This is a genomic window from Hymenobacter daeguensis (genome assembly GCF_054780555.1).
In genome coordinates, this window is sequence record NZ_BAAGWC010000042.1 from 1 (window position 1) to 14,328 (window position 14,328).

The 14,328-nt window shown below is 63.9% G+C and carries 13 protein-coding genes; 9 read left to right on the top strand and 4 right to left on the bottom strand.

Annotated elements, in window-relative coordinates:
* The coding region (locus ACYVHT_RS22410) for a hypothetical protein (protein WP_460557471.1) at positions 1–180 on the bottom strand (180 nt) is incomplete at its 3' end.
* Positions 180–1,115, bottom strand: a complete 936-nt coding sequence (locus tag ACYVHT_RS22415; RefSeq protein ID WP_460557473.1) for an alpha/beta hydrolase — start codon at positions 1,113–1,115, stop codon at positions 180–182. The genes ACYVHT_RS22410 and ACYVHT_RS22415, both read right to left, overlap by 1 nt.
* Positions 1,116–1,255: 140 nt before the next feature.
* Between ACYVHT_RS22415 and ACYVHT_RS22420 the strand changes: the two genes are divergently transcribed.
* Positions 1,256–2,077 carry a transporter family protein gene (locus tag ACYVHT_RS22420; RefSeq protein WP_460557475.1) on the top strand — a complete coding sequence of 274 codons (822 nt, stop codon included), beginning with the start codon at positions 1,256–1,258 and terminating at the stop codon, positions 2,075–2,077.
* An 86-nt stretch (positions 2,078–2,163) separates the two neighbouring features.
* Complete coding sequence (locus ACYVHT_RS22425; protein ID WP_460557477.1) at positions 2,164–2,631, top strand: META domain-containing protein; 468 nt, start codon at positions 2,164–2,166, stop codon at positions 2,629–2,631.
* Positions 2,632–2,696: 65 nt separating this feature from the next.
* Here the strand turns inward: ACYVHT_RS22425 and ACYVHT_RS22430 are convergent, their stop codons facing one another.
* Together ACYVHT_RS22430 and ACYVHT_RS22435 are read right to left on the bottom strand one after the other, a co-directional pair.
* Positions 2,697–4,037 carry a zinc-binding metallopeptidase family protein gene (locus ACYVHT_RS22430; protein WP_460557479.1) on the bottom strand — a complete coding sequence of 447 codons (1,341 nt, stop codon included), beginning with the start codon at positions 4,035–4,037 and terminating at the stop codon, positions 2,697–2,699.
* A gap of 74 nt (positions 4,038–4,111) precedes the next feature.
* Positions 4,112–7,555 (bottom strand): pyruvate carboxylase, encoded by a 3,444-nt coding sequence (locus ACYVHT_RS22435; RefSeq protein WP_460557481.1) that lies wholly within the window; start codon positions 7,553–7,555, stop codon positions 4,112–4,114.
* A gap of 268 nt (positions 7,556–7,823) precedes the next feature.
* On the opposite strand from ACYVHT_RS22435, the gene ACYVHT_RS22440 reads away from it, so the two are divergent.
* The 7 genes from ACYVHT_RS22440 (at position 7,824) to ACYVHT_RS22470 (ending at position 14,258) form a co-directional block, all read left to right on the top strand.
* Entirely contained in the window at positions 7,824–8,540 is a 717-nt protein-coding gene (locus ACYVHT_RS22440; RefSeq protein ID WP_460557483.1) for an SDR family NAD(P)-dependent oxidoreductase, read from the top strand.
* Positions 8,541–8,673: 133 nt separating this feature from the next.
* A complete protein-coding gene (locus ACYVHT_RS22445; RefSeq protein ID WP_460557485.1) occupies positions 8,674–9,999 on the top strand; it encodes a cryptochrome/photolyase family protein in 1,326 nt (441 codons plus the stop codon).
* A gap of 112 nt (positions 10,000–10,111) precedes the next feature.
* Positions 10,112–10,741, top strand: a complete 630-nt coding sequence (locus tag ACYVHT_RS22450) for a TetR/AcrR family transcriptional regulator (protein ID WP_460557487.1) — start codon at positions 10,112–10,114, stop codon at positions 10,739–10,741.
* Between the two features lie 102 nt (positions 10,742–10,843).
* Positions 10,844–12,154: an ABC1 kinase family protein gene (locus ACYVHT_RS22455; RefSeq protein ID WP_460557489.1), complete on the top strand. Its 1,311-nt coding sequence runs from the start codon at positions 10,844–10,846 to the stop codon at positions 12,152–12,154.
* Between the two features lie 73 nt (positions 12,155–12,227).
* Complete coding sequence (locus tag ACYVHT_RS22460) at positions 12,228–12,773, top strand: hypothetical protein (RefSeq protein WP_460557491.1); 546 nt, start codon at positions 12,228–12,230, stop codon at positions 12,771–12,773.
* Positions 12,774–12,814: 41 nt separating this feature from the next.
* On the top strand, positions 12,815–13,687 hold the full coding sequence (locus ACYVHT_RS22465; RefSeq protein WP_460557493.1) for a dienelactone hydrolase family protein: 873 nt from the start codon (positions 12,815–12,817) through the stop codon (positions 13,685–13,687).
* Between the two features lie 100 nt (positions 13,688–13,787).
* Positions 13,788–14,258, top strand: a complete 471-nt coding sequence (locus tag ACYVHT_RS22470; protein ID WP_460557495.1) for an Mpo1 family 2-hydroxy fatty acid dioxygenase — start codon at positions 13,788–13,790, stop codon at positions 14,256–14,258.
* Positions 14,259–14,328 lie beyond the last annotated feature (70 nt).

Here is a 14,328-nt window from a genome sequence, read left to right on the forward strand (position 1 = left end):
AATCTCGGGCGGCGGCTTGGGCCGGCCCACGGGCTCCGGCGCGGCCGGCGGCACGGCGGGCACGGGCACCGGCGCCACCGACACGCTGGGCATGGCCCGCGCATCCGACTTGGTGGAGTGAAGCTTCTGCTCGCAGCCCGCCAGCAAGGCCAGCAGTCCGACGGCAACTGAAATGCGCATTATTTTGTGAGCCAGCCGTTGGCATCCAACCAGTTGCGCAGGCGGTCGCTCCACTGGTCTTTGGTGGTTTTGTTGTTGAGGCCGAAGCCGTGGCCGCCTTTGGGGTACAGGTGCAGCTCGGCCGGCACGCCGTGGCGCAGGCAGGCCTGGTAAAACACGATGCTGTTGTTAACCGGCACCGTTTTATCGTCCTCGGCGTGCACCAGGAAGGTGGGCGGCGTCTGGGCCGATACCTGCAGTTCGTTGGAATACAGCCGCACCTGCTCCGCCGATGGGGCTTTGCCAATCAGGTTATCGCGCGAGCCGCCGTGCTTGAGCGTGTCGCTGAAGCTGATAACCGGGTACATGAGCACCAGAAACGCCGGCCGCACCGACGTCGGCCCGGGGTTGTCGCCCACCGGCTTGGCAAAGTGCGTGCCCGCCGTGGCCGCCAGGTGCCCGCCCGCCGAGAAGCCCATGATGCCGATGCGCTCGGGGTTGACGTTGTATTTGGCGGCCTGCTGGCGCACCAGGCGCAGGGCCTGCTGGGCGTCGAGCAGCGGCGCAATGGACTTGTCGGGCTGGCTCTGGTCGTTGGGCAGGCGGTATTTCAGCACGAAAGCCGTCACGCCCATCTCGTTCAGGCGCCTGGCCACGTCGTAGCCCTCGTGGTCGATGGCCAGCCGGGCGTAGCCGCCGCCGGGGCAGATAATCACCGCCGTGCCGTTGGCCGTGCCCGGCGCGGGCACAAAGGCCGTGAGGCTGGGCTGCACCACGTTGGAAATGCGGATGCGGTTGCCGCTTTCGGTCACGGTGGTTTCCTGCACCGCGCTGGGCCTGGAATCCGGAATGGTGCCGGTGTAGAGGGGGAATGTCTGCTGCGACTGCTGCGCCAGCAGCCGGCCGGAAGCCAGAAAAAACAGGCCCACGAGGATAGTAGTAGCGGTTATTTTCATACGTAGCGAGATTGTACGCAAAAGTACGGCGCATGGCCGTATCGTGGCATTATGAAATAAGAAGATGGGATTATCGGGTGAAAATTATGTAAAATGCAACCTTTGCGGAACGATGCCGTAGCGGGCGTGGTCTAAGGGACATGCGCAAGACCACTCTGCTGGCCGCCGCCGCCCTGCTGGGCAGCCCCGGCCTCACCCTGGCCCAAAACACGCCCGAGGAAAATAATTCCAACGTGGACGCCCCGTTCGTACGGAACATTCGCGCCGACCGTCCCGGCCAAACCATCACCGCCCAGGTTCTTCGCCCCGGCCGCCTGCAGCTCGAAACCGGGTTTCAGCGCCGCTTCGGCGGGGCAGGGCTGGCCCAAAGCCTGAGCGCGGCCACGCTCCGCATCGGCTTTTTCAACAGCATGGAGCTGCGCGTGAGCCAGCCCTACTTCCACAACGGCCCCTCGCGCATGACGGAAACCGGCCGCGTCGATTCCAGCGGCTGGGCGCCGGTGGTGGTGGGGGCCAAGTTCATGCTCTCGCCCAACTACGACACCCGCACGCAGGTGGCCATTCTGGTAGAGTCGGCGGTGCCGGGCTCCGGCAGCCAAGGCCTGCGCGACACCCAGTGGGCCCCTGGCGGCCGGCTGCTGGTCAGCGAGCAGATTGGTGAGCGCTACGGCCTCGAAGCCAACTTCGGCTTCAGCCAGCGGGGCGTCACGGCCAAGGACATGTCGAAGGGCCAGTTCCTCGGCACGCTGGCCCTGAACGGCCCCATCAGCGACAAGACCGGCTTCTTCGTGGAAGCCTACGGCTACGGCCGCGCGGCCCTTAGCACCGGCACCACGGCCGGGCTGTACTACCGCCCCATTCCGCAGGTGCGGGTCGACGTGACGGCCGGGCAGGGCGTGAGCGGCCTGGCGGCCGGCACCACCACCGTGGGCGCGGGCCTCACCTTCAAAGTGGGCAAATAGCGCCACCCGCCCAGCAACGATATGCAAAAAGCCTGCGTAGTACCGCAGGCTTTTTTGCGTCAAATGAGCCGCTTTTCCCGTTCGTCATGCGCCTTTCCCTTTTATTTTTAGCCACGCTGGCCGTGGGCTGCCAGCAACATCCCACCCAGGAAAAAGCGACTACTCCCCCACCCGCTGCACCAGCGCCCGCCCGGCAAGCGCCCGCCGCCGCCCTGCGCGAAACCCACTGGGTGCCCCGCGAGCTGGTAGGCCAGCCCGTGACGGTACCCGCCGACACCCGCGAGCCCTACCTCACGCTCCGCGCCGACGGCACGGCCGAGGGCAATGGCGGCTGCAACCGCTTCCGGGGCAGCTTTTTCAGTACCAAGCCCGACGAGCTCACCTTTAGTCCGCTGATGAGCACGCGCATGGCCTGCGCCGCCATCCAGACCGAAAACCAGTTTACCCGCGCCCTGGGCCAGAGCCGCAGCTACCGCATCAGCGGCGACACGCTCCGGCTGTTCGACGCCACCAATGCGCCGGTAGCGCGGCTGGAGGCCGTATATCTGCGGTAGATGGCAGAATGGGTGGATTGCGGAACGGGTTGTTCCACAATCCACCCATTCAGCCCTTCCATCACCTATTTCCGGGTGTCGTCCGTCAGCGGCGGGATGCGCGTGGGGGTTTGCTTGCCCGACACGATGCCGCCGGCACTCTGGGCAATGGCCTGGATGACGGCCGTCATGTTGGGGAGGTTCAGGCTTTCCACTTCGTCGTCGACGCTGTGGTAGAGGCCGTCCATCGGAATCTGGTCGGTGCTGATGGTGTGGGCCGGCACGCCCAGGCGGGCCAGGGTAGCATTGTCGGAGCGGTAGAAGAGGTTCTGCTCGGGGTACGGGTCGGGCTCGAACCGGAATTTGCTGCCGGCCAGGTTGGCTTGCAGCAGCTTGCCGAAGTCCGACCGCTCGTAGCCGGTGATGAAGGCGGTATTCGGCCCGAACTTGGCTTCCTTGCCAATCATCTCAATGTTGAACATGGCCGCGACCTGCTGCGGGTCGAGCTGCCTGGAGAAGAACTGCGAGCCGAAACCGCCCACTTCCTCGGCCGCGAAGGCCACGAAGATGAGCGGCCGGGCGTTGTCGTTCTTCTTCTTGAAATACTCGGCCAGGGCCACCACGGCGGTGGTGCCGCTGGCGTCATCGTCGGCCCCGTTGGCAATGGAGTCGCCGGCCACCGGCTTCAGGTAGCCGAGGTGGTCGTAATGGCCCGAGAACACCACGTTTTCTTTGGCGCGCCTGGGGTCTTTGCCGGGCAGCATGCCCACCACGTTGCGCAGCTCCACCGGCTGCGACACGCTGCTGGCGCTGATGCGGTAGGTAAGCGCCGCTGGTTTTGCCCCCAGCACAAATACCGTTGAGAACGGCTTGGGCGGCTCGGCACTGGTCGTTCCTTTGCCTACGTAGCCGGCCAGCTGGCGGAATACTTTGGTATGCGCCGTATCCACGAAAACCAGCGTGTTGGCCGTAGGGCGCAGGTAGGAAAACATCTTGCCGCGCTCCGATGGCTCCGGGCCAATGACTACCACCGTCGGCGGCTGCGCGTCCTCGCTGGTCCAGCGCAGCGTGGGCTGGCCGGAGATGGCCACCGCCTGCGCCGGGGCCACGCCCTGGTCGTTGACGACGGCCGAAACCGGACTGGTCAGGCCCTGATACACGGTGAGCTTCTGCTCAAAATCGGTCTGGCCCGGCAGTGGTTTCAGGCCGATGCGCCTGAACTCGGCGGCCAGGAACTGGGCGGCTTTCAGGCCGCCGGGCTGGCCGGTGCCCCGCCCCTGCATGTCGTCGGCGGCCAGGGTGGTTACGACCCGCGTCACGGTGGCGGCCGAAACAGCCGTGGCTTTGGGCGCGGGTTTTTTGGCGGTTTTCTGGGCGGCAACGGGGAAGGCAGCTACCAGGCAGCCTGCGAGAATCAGTTGTTTCATAAGGATTAGGAAAGGTTTGGTGCACGAGTAGTAGCGCGGACTTGGTAGTCCGCGCTACTGCGCTACTGGTTGGCTTAGCTCAACGTCAGCACCAGGTCATCGGCGCTCACGCGGGTGCCCTCGGGCAGGTTGATGTCGGCCACGGTGAGGTCCTGCGGGGCGGTGATGGTGGTTTCCATCTTCATGGCCTCGATGACGAAGAGCGGGGTGTTTTTGGGCGCGGCCTGGCCGGGCTTCACCAGCACCTTGCTCAGCATGCCCTGCAGCGGCGCGCCCACCTGACGCGGGTTGTTCTTGTCTACTTTGGCGTTGCTGGCTTTGGTGACTTCCACCGACTGGTCGCGCACCTGCAGGTTGCGGGTCTGGCCGTTGAGGGTGAAGAAGATGGTGCGGCAGCCTTCCTCGTTGATGTCGCCCACCGACTCCAGGCGCACGATGACGGACTTGCCGCGGGCAATTTCGATGATGGTTTCCTCGCCCGATTTCAGGCCGTAGAAGAACGTGGAAGTGGGCACCTTGCTCACGTTGCCGAACTTCTGACGGAAGGCCCAGTATTCCTCAAACACCTTCGGATAGAGCAGCGACGACAGCATATCGGTGAACTTCGCGTTGGGAAATTTCTCCTGAAACGCCGGCCATTCCTTATCGAAATCGATGGGCGCGAGGTGCTCGTTGGGCCGGTCGGTGAAGGGGGTTTCGTTCTTCAGAATCAGCTTTTGCAGCTCGGCGGGCCAGCCTCCTTCGGGCTGGCCGATGTCGCCGCGAAACAGCTCGCGCACCGACTCGGGGAAGTTCAGCCCTTCGCCCTTTTCCATCACGTCCTGCGGCGTGAGGCTGTTCGATACCATAAACAACGCCATGTCGCCCACCACTTTCGAGCTGGGCGTCACCTTCACAATGTCGCCGAACATCATGTTCACGTCGGCAAAGCGCTGCTTCACTTCCTCAAACTTATCGAGCAGGCCCAGCGAGGCGGCCTGCGGGCGCAGGTTGGAGTATTGCCCGCCGGGAATCTCGTGCTGAAACACCTCCGACGTGCCGGCTTTCAGGCCCGACTCGAAGGGGTAATACATCTCGCGCACGGCTTCCCAGTAGTTGCTGAACTCGTTGAGCGAGTGCTGGTCGAACTCGCGGTGGCGCGGCGTGCCCCGGAACATCTCGACCACCGAATTGAAGTTGGGCTGCGAGGTGAGGCCCGAGAGCGAGCCAATGGCCACGTCGATGACGTTGACGCCCGCCTCTACGGCCTTGGCGTAGGTGGCGGGCTGCAGCGACGAGGTGTCGTGGGTGTGCAGGTGGATGGGGATTTTCACCGTGTCGCGCAGGCCCTGAATCAGCTCGGTGGCGGCGTAGGGCTTGAGCAGGCCGGCCATGTCCTTGATGCAGAGGATGTGGGCGCCGGCATCTTCGAGCTGCCTGGCCAGCCGGAGGTAGTAGTCGAGGGTGTATTTGGTGCGGTTCGGGTCCATGATGTCCCCGGTGTAGCAGATGCTGGCCTCGGCCAGGCGGTTGGTTTTGTTGCGCACGAAGCCGATGCAGGACTCCAGCCCTTTCATCCAGTTCAGCGAGTCGAAAATGCGGAACACGTCCACGCCCGTTTCGGCCGCCTGCTGCACGAAACGCTCAATCAGGTTATCCGGATACGCCTTGTAGCCCACGCCGTTGGCCCCGCGAATGAGCATTTGCAGCAGAATATTCGGAATGGCTTCGCGCAGCTTGGCCAGGCGCTCCCAGGGGTCTTCGTGCAGGAAGCGCAGGGCCACGTCGAACGTTGCGCCGCCCCACACTTCCATGCTGAAGGTTTGCGGGTGCTGCTGGGCGTAGGCGCGGGCCACCTTCAGCATGTCCCAGGTGCGCATGCGGGTGGCCAGCAGGCTCTGGTGGGCGTCGCGCAGGGTGGTGTCGGTGTAGTGAACGAGCGGTTCGTTGCGCAGCCACTCGGCAAATCTTTCGGGCCCCAGCTCGTCGAGCTTCTGCTTGGTGCCGGGGGCGGGCGCAGTGGTGGGGTCGAAGTGCGGGATGTGCGGGCGGCGCGGGTTGGCGCGCGGGTCGAGCAGGTTGCGCACGTCGGGGTTGCCGTTCACCACCGTCTCGCCGATGAAGCCGAGCAGGCGCGTGGCCCGGTCCTGCCGGCGCTCAAAGGCGAACAGCTCGGGGTGGTCTTTGATGAAATCGACGGTGGCGTGGCCGGTCTGGAACTCCTCGTTGCCGACGATATTTTTCAAAAACGGAATGTTGGTCCGCACGCCCCGCACCCGGAACTCGTCCAGCGCGCGCAGCATTTTCTGGGCCGCGCCGTGCAGCGTGGGCGCGTGGGCCGAGATTTTGACCAGCATCGAATCGAAAAACGGCGAGATAATCGCGCCCTGGTACACCGAGCCCTCGTCGAGGCGGATGCCGAAGCCGCCGGCCGTGCGGTAGGCCACGATGGTGCCGTAGTCGGGCTTGAAGTCGTTTTCGGGGTTTTCCGTCGTCACGCGGCACTGCACCGCGAAGCCGGCGCGCAGTGGCACCACGTCGGGCCCGAGGCCGATTTCGGGGTCGCTGAGCTTGTAGTTGGCCGCGATGTAGAGCTGTGTTTTGATGAGGTCGATGCCCGTAATCATCTCCGTCACGGTGTGCTCTACCTGGATGCGCGGGTTCACTTCGATGAAGTAAATCCGGTCCTGCTCGGGGTTCACCAGGAACTCCACGGTGCCCACGTTGTCGTAGCCCACAGCTCGGCCGATGCGCAGGGCGTACTCATAGAGGAGGTGGCGCTGGTGGTCGGGCAGGTTCAGGGCCGGGGCCACTTCCACCACTTTTTGGAAGCGGCGCTGCACCGAGCAGTCGCGCTCATACAGGTGCACGAGGTTGCCGTGGTGGTCGCCCACCAGCTGCACCTCGATGTGCTTGGGGCGCTCCACGAATTTCTCCAGAAACACCGTGTCGTCGCCGAAGGCATTCAGGGCCTCGTTTCGGGCCTCGAAAAAACCCTTTTCCAGCTGCTCATCGTCGCGGATGATGCGCATGCCGCGCCCGCCGCCGCCGGCCGCCGCCTTCAGCATCACGGGGTAGCCGATGCGCTGAGCTTCGGTTTTGGCGGTTTCGAAGTCAACCAATTCGGCCTCGCTGCTTTCAATCTGGGGCACCTGGCACTGCTGGGCTACCTCCTTGGCGCGCACCTTGTCGCCGAGGGCTTCCATCACCTCGGGGCGAGGGCCCACGAAGATGATGCCCTCCTCGGCGCAGCGGCGCGAGAGCGTGGCGTTTTCGCTCAGGAAGCCGTAGCCGGGGTGGATGGCGTTGGCGCCGTTTTCCTTGGCAATGCGGATAACGCCTTCGATGTCGAGGTAAGGCTTCAGCGGCTCGTCGTCGCGCCCGATTTGATAGGCTTCGTCGGCCTTGTAGCGGTGCTGCGAGTACCGGTCCTCGTAGGTGTAGAGGGCTACCGTGGGAATGTTGAGCTCGTTGGCGGCGCGCATCACGCGAATCGCAATTTCGCCGCGGTTGGCGACCAGGAGTTTGGTTATGTTCATAGAAACTGGTGGGATGATAGGCGGGAGTACGGCGAAAGTAGGCGAAAGGCTGCTGCGAGCCTACATTTCGGGCATTTTGATTGGGCTATATTTCAGAACAGGGTTGAGACGCGACACTTTGCATCCCGACGTCAGCAACCTGTCAGCGGTTTCGCTCAACGAGGAGACGCGAAGTGTCGGGGCTCCACCCCGTGCCAACCGCCGCTCTGACTGACGCAAACCTTCGGGACCGGCGGCCGTTGTGCAAGGACATTTACTTTCCCACCGCATGGATTTTACGGACAAAAATATTCTGCTCATTGGCGCGTCGTCGGGCATTGGGCTGGCCACGGCCCGGCTCCTGAGCACGCTCAAAGTCAACCTGTTCACGGCTTCGCGCCAGCTTTCGCCGGAGCTGGAAGTGCTGGGCACCACGCACCTCACCTACGATGCCACCCAACCCGTGGGCCCCGCCTTCGATGCGCTGCCCGAGGTGCTGCACGGCCTGGCCTACTTCCCCGGCAGCATCAAGCTGCGGCCGTTCGAGCGCATTCCGACCGAAGATTTTCAGGCTGATTTCGACCTGAACGTGTTGGGCGCGGTGCGCGTCATCCAGGCCACCATCAAGCGGTTGAAGAAGGCCGAGGGCACAGCGTCCATCGTCCTGTTCAGCACCGTGGCGGCCGACACGGGCATGAGCTTCCACACCAGCATTGCCACGGCCAAAGCCGCCGTGGAGGGCCTCACCCGCGCCCTGGCCGCCGAGTACGCCGCCATCGGCGTGCGCGTGAACTGCATCGCGCCCTCGCTCACCAACACGCCCCTGGCCGCCGCCCTGCTCAACTCGCCCGAGAAGGCCGAGGCCGGGGCTAAGCGCCACCCTTTGCAGCGCATCGGCCAACCCGAGGATTTGGCCTACACCGCGTCGTTCCTATTGTCCGACCACAGCTCGTTCATCACCGGCCAGACCATGGCGGTGGATGGCGGGATGGGCAAATTGAAGTAGGTAACGGAACGTCATGCAGAGCGCAGCGAAGCATCTTGCCCGCCACCAGTAATCATTTACGATGGCGGGCAAGATGCTTCGCTGCGCTCTGCATGACCAGTGGCTTTTCACTAATAACCCAAACTACCAACGCATGAAAATCTGCATCTTCTGGCACCGACGCGACCTGCGCATTCACGACAACGTGGGCCTGGCGGCGGCGCTGGCCAGCGGCCTGCCGGTGCTGCCGCTATTCATTTACGACCAGGAAATTCTGGACCATCTGCCCGATAAGGTCGATGCCCGGCTCACCTTCATTCATGACGAAGTGGAAAAGCTGGCCGCCGAAACCGAGCGGGCCGGCGGCACTTTCCTGGCCCGCTACGGCACGCCGCTGGCGGTGCTGGCGCAGCTGGTGCAGGAATTTGAGGTGGCCGCCGTGCACACCAACGAGGACTACGAGCCCTACGCCACCCGGCGCGACACGGCCGTAGCTGCGATGCTGGAGAAGCACGGCGTGGCGTTCCATACCTATAAGGACCAGGTCATCTTCGCCAAAGACGACATCATGACCAAATCGGGCACGGTGCCCAAGGTCTTTGGCGCTTACCTGAAAGCTTACACGACGAAGCTCACAGATGAATTATTGGAGCCTCATGATTCTGAAAAGCTGTTTACCAAAGCGCACCTCCACCACGTTTCTGAGGTGAAAGCCGGCCCGCGCCCGACCCTGAAAAGCCTGGGCTTCGAGTGCAAGGAGCAGTATTTCCCGCCGGTGAAACTGCCGGCCGAAAGCGTGGTGCGCAACTACCACAAAACCCGCGACACGCCCGCCAACGAGCACGGCAGCACCCGCGAGTCGCTGAACCTGCGCTTTGGCACGCTGAGCGTGCGCGAGGTGCTGCGCCAGGCCAAGGCCCTGAACCCGAAGCTGCTCGCCGAAATTATCTGGCGCGACTTCTTCATGATGCTGCTATGGCACTTCCCTGGCACGGCCCACGAGAGCTACGACCCCAAGATGCGGCACATCCGCTACCGCAACCACGAGGACGAGTTCCGGGCCTGGTGCGAGGGCCGCACCGGCTATCCGCTGGTGGATGCCGGCATGCGCCAGCTCAACGAAACCGGCTATATGCCCAACCGCGTGCGCATGACCGTGGCCGGCTTTCTGGTGAAGCACCTGTTCATCGACTGGCGCTGGGGCGAGCGGTATTTTGCCGACAAGCTGCTCGACTACGACATGGCCAACAACGTGGGCAACTGGCAGTGGATGGCCGGCACCGGCGCCATCTCGGCCCCGTGGTTTCGGGTGTATAGCCCCGAAAGCCAGCAGGCGCAGGTGGACCCGGAAATGAAGTACGTGAAGCGCTGGGTGCCCGAAATCGGGACTTCCCAATACCCCAAGCCCATCGTGGAACACAAGTTTGCTCGGGAGCGGGCCGTGGAGGCCATTCGGGCGGCGCGCATCGCGGCGAGTTAGTAGCGCGGCCTTTTAGTCCGCGAGTAAATAAGCCCTTTTGGGTGGATTCCTCGCGGACTAAAAGTCCGCGCTACAGCCCGAACCTCCCGCCCCTCCAGCCGGTTATACCCGCATGGAAAAGGACCGCATCAAACAAGCCTATCTCGACTTCGTGCTCAACGAAGGCCACCCGCCGCAATCGGTGTTCAAGCTCACGCAGCAGCTGGGCATCGCGGAGCCGGAATTTTACCAGCACTACCCGAATTTCGAGGCCATTGACCGCGAAATCTGGGGCGACTTTGGCCGGCAGGCCCGCGAAACGGCGGCCGCCGAACCCGTGTGGGAAGGCTACGGCAGCCGTGAAAAGCTGCTGGCGTTCTACTACACGCTGCTCGAAATCCTCAAGCACAACCGCTCCTACGCGCTGATGAGCCTGCGCCGCTCGCTGCACCGCGTGCCGGCCCTGTCGCCCCGCGTGCTCGATGACTTCCGGCAGGACTTTGAGCGGTTTGTGAGCGAAATCCTGGCCGATGGCCGGGTGAGCGGCGAAATTGCCAACCGCCCGCTGGTGCAGGACGGCTACCCGCGCTTCTTCTGGCAGCAGGCGCTGTTCGTGCTGGGCTTCTTCGCCAAAGACGACACCATCAATTTCGAGCGCACCGACGCCGCCGTGGAAAAGGCCGTGACCCTGAGCTTCGACCTGGTGGGCCGCAATACCATTGACTCGGCCGTGGATTTCGTGCGGTTTCTGGTGCGGAAATAAGTTGTAGGGGCGGGGCTTGCCCCCGCCCGAATCGTTGAACAAACTCGCTCAACGACAACCACCCGACGATTCGGGCGGGGGCAAGCCCCGCCCCTACTGCTTATGTCCGACGAACCCCAAACCTCCCTGCCGACCACCAAGGTGGCCCGCGCCGCCCGCTTCGCCAAAACCGGCTTCAACGTGGGCACCAACTACATCAAGCACTACGCCAGGAAAGCCGTGGGCGCGGAATCGACCACCGAGAACCTGCACGCCGCCAACGCCGCCGAGCTCTACGGCACGCTGAGCGAGATGAAAGGCTCGGTGCTGAAAGTGGCCCAGATGCTGGCCATGGAGAAAAACATGCTCCCCACAGCCTACGCCGAGCAGTTTGCCCAGGCGCAGTATTCGACGCCGCCGCTCTCGGGCCCGCTGGTGGTGAAGGCGTTTCGGGATGCGTTCGGCAAGTCGCCGTATCAGCTTTTTGATGAATTTGAGCCGGAGGCGCGGCAGGCGGCCAGCATCGGGCAGGTGCACTTTGCCCGCAAGGACGGCAAAGCCCTGGCCGTGAAAGTGCAATACCCCGGCGTGGCCGACAGCATCAGGTCGGACATCCGGCTGGTGAAGCCCATTGCCCTGCGCGTGATGGGCCTGAACGAAGCCCAGGTGCGCCCCTACCTGGCGGAAGTGGAAACCCGCCTGCTCGAAGAAACCGACTACCAGCTGGAGCTGCGGCGCGGCCAGGAAATTGCCGCCCAGTGCCAGGGATTGCAGAACCTGCAGTTTCCCAGCTACTACCCCGCGTATTCCACGGCCCGCATCCTCACCATGGACTGGCTCGGCGGCCAGCACCTGAAGGAGTTTCTGGTCACCAACCCCAGCCAGGCCGTGCGCAACCAGATTGGCCAGGCGCTGTGGGACTTCTATCAGTTCCAGTTCAATACGCTGCACCGCCTGCACGCCGACCCGCACCCCGGCAATTTCCTGATGCAGGCCGAGAACGGCGGCACCCTGGGCGTGCTCGACTTTGGCTGCGTGAAGGAAGTGCCGCAGGACGTGTACCAGCTGTTCACCGCCCTGCTGGCCCCCGAAACCCTGGCCGACGAAGCCCGCCTCACGGCCCTGCTCACCCAGGCCGGCGTGCTGCGCCCCACCGATGCGCCCGCCATGCAGGCCCTCTACCTGCGCACCATGCAAACCTCGCTGGAGCTGGTGGGCCGCCCTTTCCGCCAGCCCACCTTCGACTTCGGCAACCCGGCCTACATGGCCGCCCTCTACGCCTTGGGCGACGACCTGCTGGCCGACCCCGAGCTGCGCAAGCAGCGCGAGCCGCGCGGCTCCGAGCACTTCATCTACCTCAACCGAACCTACGTGGGCCTGTTTGCCTTGCTCACGGAACTGAAAGCAGCGGTGCAAACGCAGCCCAACTTGTAGCACGTGCTTCAGCTTGTGCCCGCGTGGGGCCGTGCAGCGAGGCACAAGCTCAGGCATGTGCTACCTTGCCCGCATGAACCTTCGCACCGAGCTATTGCGCGAACACTCAGCCCGCCAGACGGAAAAGCTGACGGATTACGCCTGCCTGCGGCGCAGTCATTTTGAGGAGCTGCTGGCCGTATTTTTCCACGGCACGCCCCGCGAAAAGCAATTGGCTGCCGATGTGCTGGCCATGGCCAGTACCCAGCGGGCCGCCTGGCTGCTGCCGCACCTCGAAGCCCTGTTGGCGGCCGCCCAGCCCACCGCCGGCCACCACCCCGCCGTGCGCCGGGCCGTGGCCAAAGCCCTGCAATTCATGGCGGTGCCGGAAGACTGGCAGGCGCCGGCCTTCGATGCCAGCCTGGGCCTGCTGGCTTCTCCGGCCGAGCCGGTGGCCATTCGGGCCTATGCGCTGAGCGCCGCCACCCGCCTGGCCATGCCCTATCCTGAGCTGGCCGCCGAGGTGCTGGCCGCCGCCGAAAGGGCACTGGCCACCACCAATTCGGCCGCGCTGCGCAGCCGGGCGGCGCGCGAACTTCCGAAGCTTCGCAGCGTATTGCGGGAAGTTTTGCCAGGTTAGCTGTTGCGGTTGCTCATTCATTTCTATTCTTTCACTGTTTCATGAAAAACCTTCTTACCCTTGGGGCGGCGCTGTTGAGCCTGACCTTCTCCGCATCGGCCCAGAAAATGGCCAGCTGCTGCGCCCGGCCGGCCGGCAACCTCTCGGCTTCGGCCACCGAGGCCTTCGCCATGCTGGCCACCGACAAAGACTTTTCGGGCGGCCACGACGCGCCCCTGCCCTACCGCTACGCGGGCGCGGGCCAGATGATTGAGTTCAAAACCCCGGACGGTGCCACCGGCCACGGCTTCGAAATCAAGAGCGCCAAGCCCAGCAATAAGTACCTGTTCGTGATTCACGAGTGGTGGGGCCTGAACGACTACATCAAGAAGGAAGCCGCCACCTTCGCGAGCGAATTGCCCGGCGTCAACGTCATTGCCGTGGACCTCTACGATGGCAAAGTGGCCACCACGCCCGACGAGGCCGGCAAGTACATGGGCGAGGTGAAAACCGAGCGTGCCGTGGCCATCCTCAAAGGCGCCCAGATGTACGCGGGCCCGAAGGCCCAGTTTGCCAGCATCGGCTGGTGCTTCGGCGGCGGCTGGAGCCTGCAGGAAGCCCTGCTCGGCGGCAAGCAAACCGTGGGCTGCGTGATGTATTACGGCATGCCCGAAAAAGATGTGGCCAAGCTCAAAACCCTGAACACCGACGTGCTGGGCATCTTCGCCAGCCAGGACAAGTGGATTAACCCCGAAGTGGTGGCTCAGTTCAAGAAGGACATGGCCGCGGCCGGCAAAAGCCTCACCGTGGAAAGCTACGACGCCGACCACGCCTTCGCCAACCCTTCGAACCCCAAGTACAAGAAGGACGATGCCGCCAAAGCCCACGAGCACGCGCTGGCCTACCTGCGCGGCCGCTTCAAAGTGAAGGTATAGTTTTTTTGCGCCCGAAATTGAAAAGCCTTCCCAATCAGGAAGGCTTTTTTTATGCTAATTTACTGGCCGCTACGCTGCTGCTTCTAAAACGCCCACCCGCATGCCCTCCCTCACCGCCCTCCTTTCCGAATACGGCGAAAGCCACCAAAACCCCACCAACAAGCTGGTGCACTGGGTGTGCGTGCCGCTGATTATGTTCTCGCTCATCGGGCTGCTGTGGGCCCTGCCGGTGCCGGCCGCCGTGGCCACCCTCAGCCCCTGGCTGAACTGGGGCACGCTGGTGATGGCCCTGGCCCTGCTCTACTACGTGCGCCTGAGCGGGCGGCTGGCCCTGGGCATGGTGCTGGTGTGGGCAGCCATGGCCGCCGCGCTGCGCGTGGTGGCGGGCGCGGCGGCGCTGCCGCTGTGGGCCATCTGCCTCATCATCTTCGCGCTGGCCTGGGTGGGCCAGTTCTGGGGCCACAAGGTGGAAGGCAGGAAGCCCAGCTTCCTGAAAGACCTGCAGTTTCTGCTGATTGGGCCGCTCTGGCTGCTGCACTTCGTGTACCGCCGGCTGGGCTGGGGGTATTAAATGCCTGCTTTCGGCCACGGCCCGCGGCGGCGGGCCGGGCGCTACAAGGTTTGCGGTAGTTATTTCGGGC

Excerpts from the sequence above, each read along its gene's own strand:
- ACYVHT_RS22415 (WP_460557473.1), bottom strand. The coding sequence starts at position 1,115 with ATGAAAATAACCGCTACTACTATCCTCGTGGGCCTGTTTTTTCTGGCT.
- ACYVHT_RS22420 (WP_460557475.1), top strand. The coding sequence starts at position 1,256 with ATGCGCAAGACCACTCTGCTGGCCGCCGCCGCCCTGCTGGGCAGCCCC.
- ACYVHT_RS22425 (WP_460557477.1), top strand. The coding sequence starts at position 2,164 with ATGCGCCTTTCCCTTTTATTTTTAGCCACGCTGGCCGTGGGCTGCCAG.
- ACYVHT_RS22430 (WP_460557479.1), bottom strand. The coding sequence starts at position 4,037 with ATGAAACAACTGATTCTCGCAGGCTGCCTGGTAGCTGCCTTCCCCGTT.
- ACYVHT_RS22435 (WP_460557481.1), bottom strand. The coding sequence starts at position 7,555 with ATGAACATAACCAAACTCCTGGTCGCCAACCGCGGCGAAATTGCGATT.
- ACYVHT_RS22440 (WP_460557483.1), top strand. The coding sequence starts at position 7,824 with ATGGATTTTACGGACAAAAATATTCTGCTCATTGGCGCGTCGTCGGGC.
- ACYVHT_RS22445 (WP_460557485.1), top strand. The coding sequence starts at position 8,674 with ATGAAAATCTGCATCTTCTGGCACCGACGCGACCTGCGCATTCACGAC.
- ACYVHT_RS22450 (WP_460557487.1), top strand. The coding sequence starts at position 10,112 with ATGGAAAAGGACCGCATCAAACAAGCCTATCTCGACTTCGTGCTCAAC.
- ACYVHT_RS22455 (WP_460557489.1), top strand. The coding sequence starts at position 10,844 with ATGTCCGACGAACCCCAAACCTCCCTGCCGACCACCAAGGTGGCCCGC.
- ACYVHT_RS22460 (WP_460557491.1), top strand. The coding sequence starts at position 12,228 with ATGAACCTTCGCACCGAGCTATTGCGCGAACACTCAGCCCGCCAGACG.
- ACYVHT_RS22465 (WP_460557493.1), top strand. The coding sequence starts at position 12,815 with ATGAAAAACCTTCTTACCCTTGGGGCGGCGCTGTTGAGCCTGACCTTC.
- ACYVHT_RS22470 (WP_460557495.1), top strand. The coding sequence starts at position 13,788 with ATGCCCTCCCTCACCGCCCTCCTTTCCGAATACGGCGAAAGCCACCAA.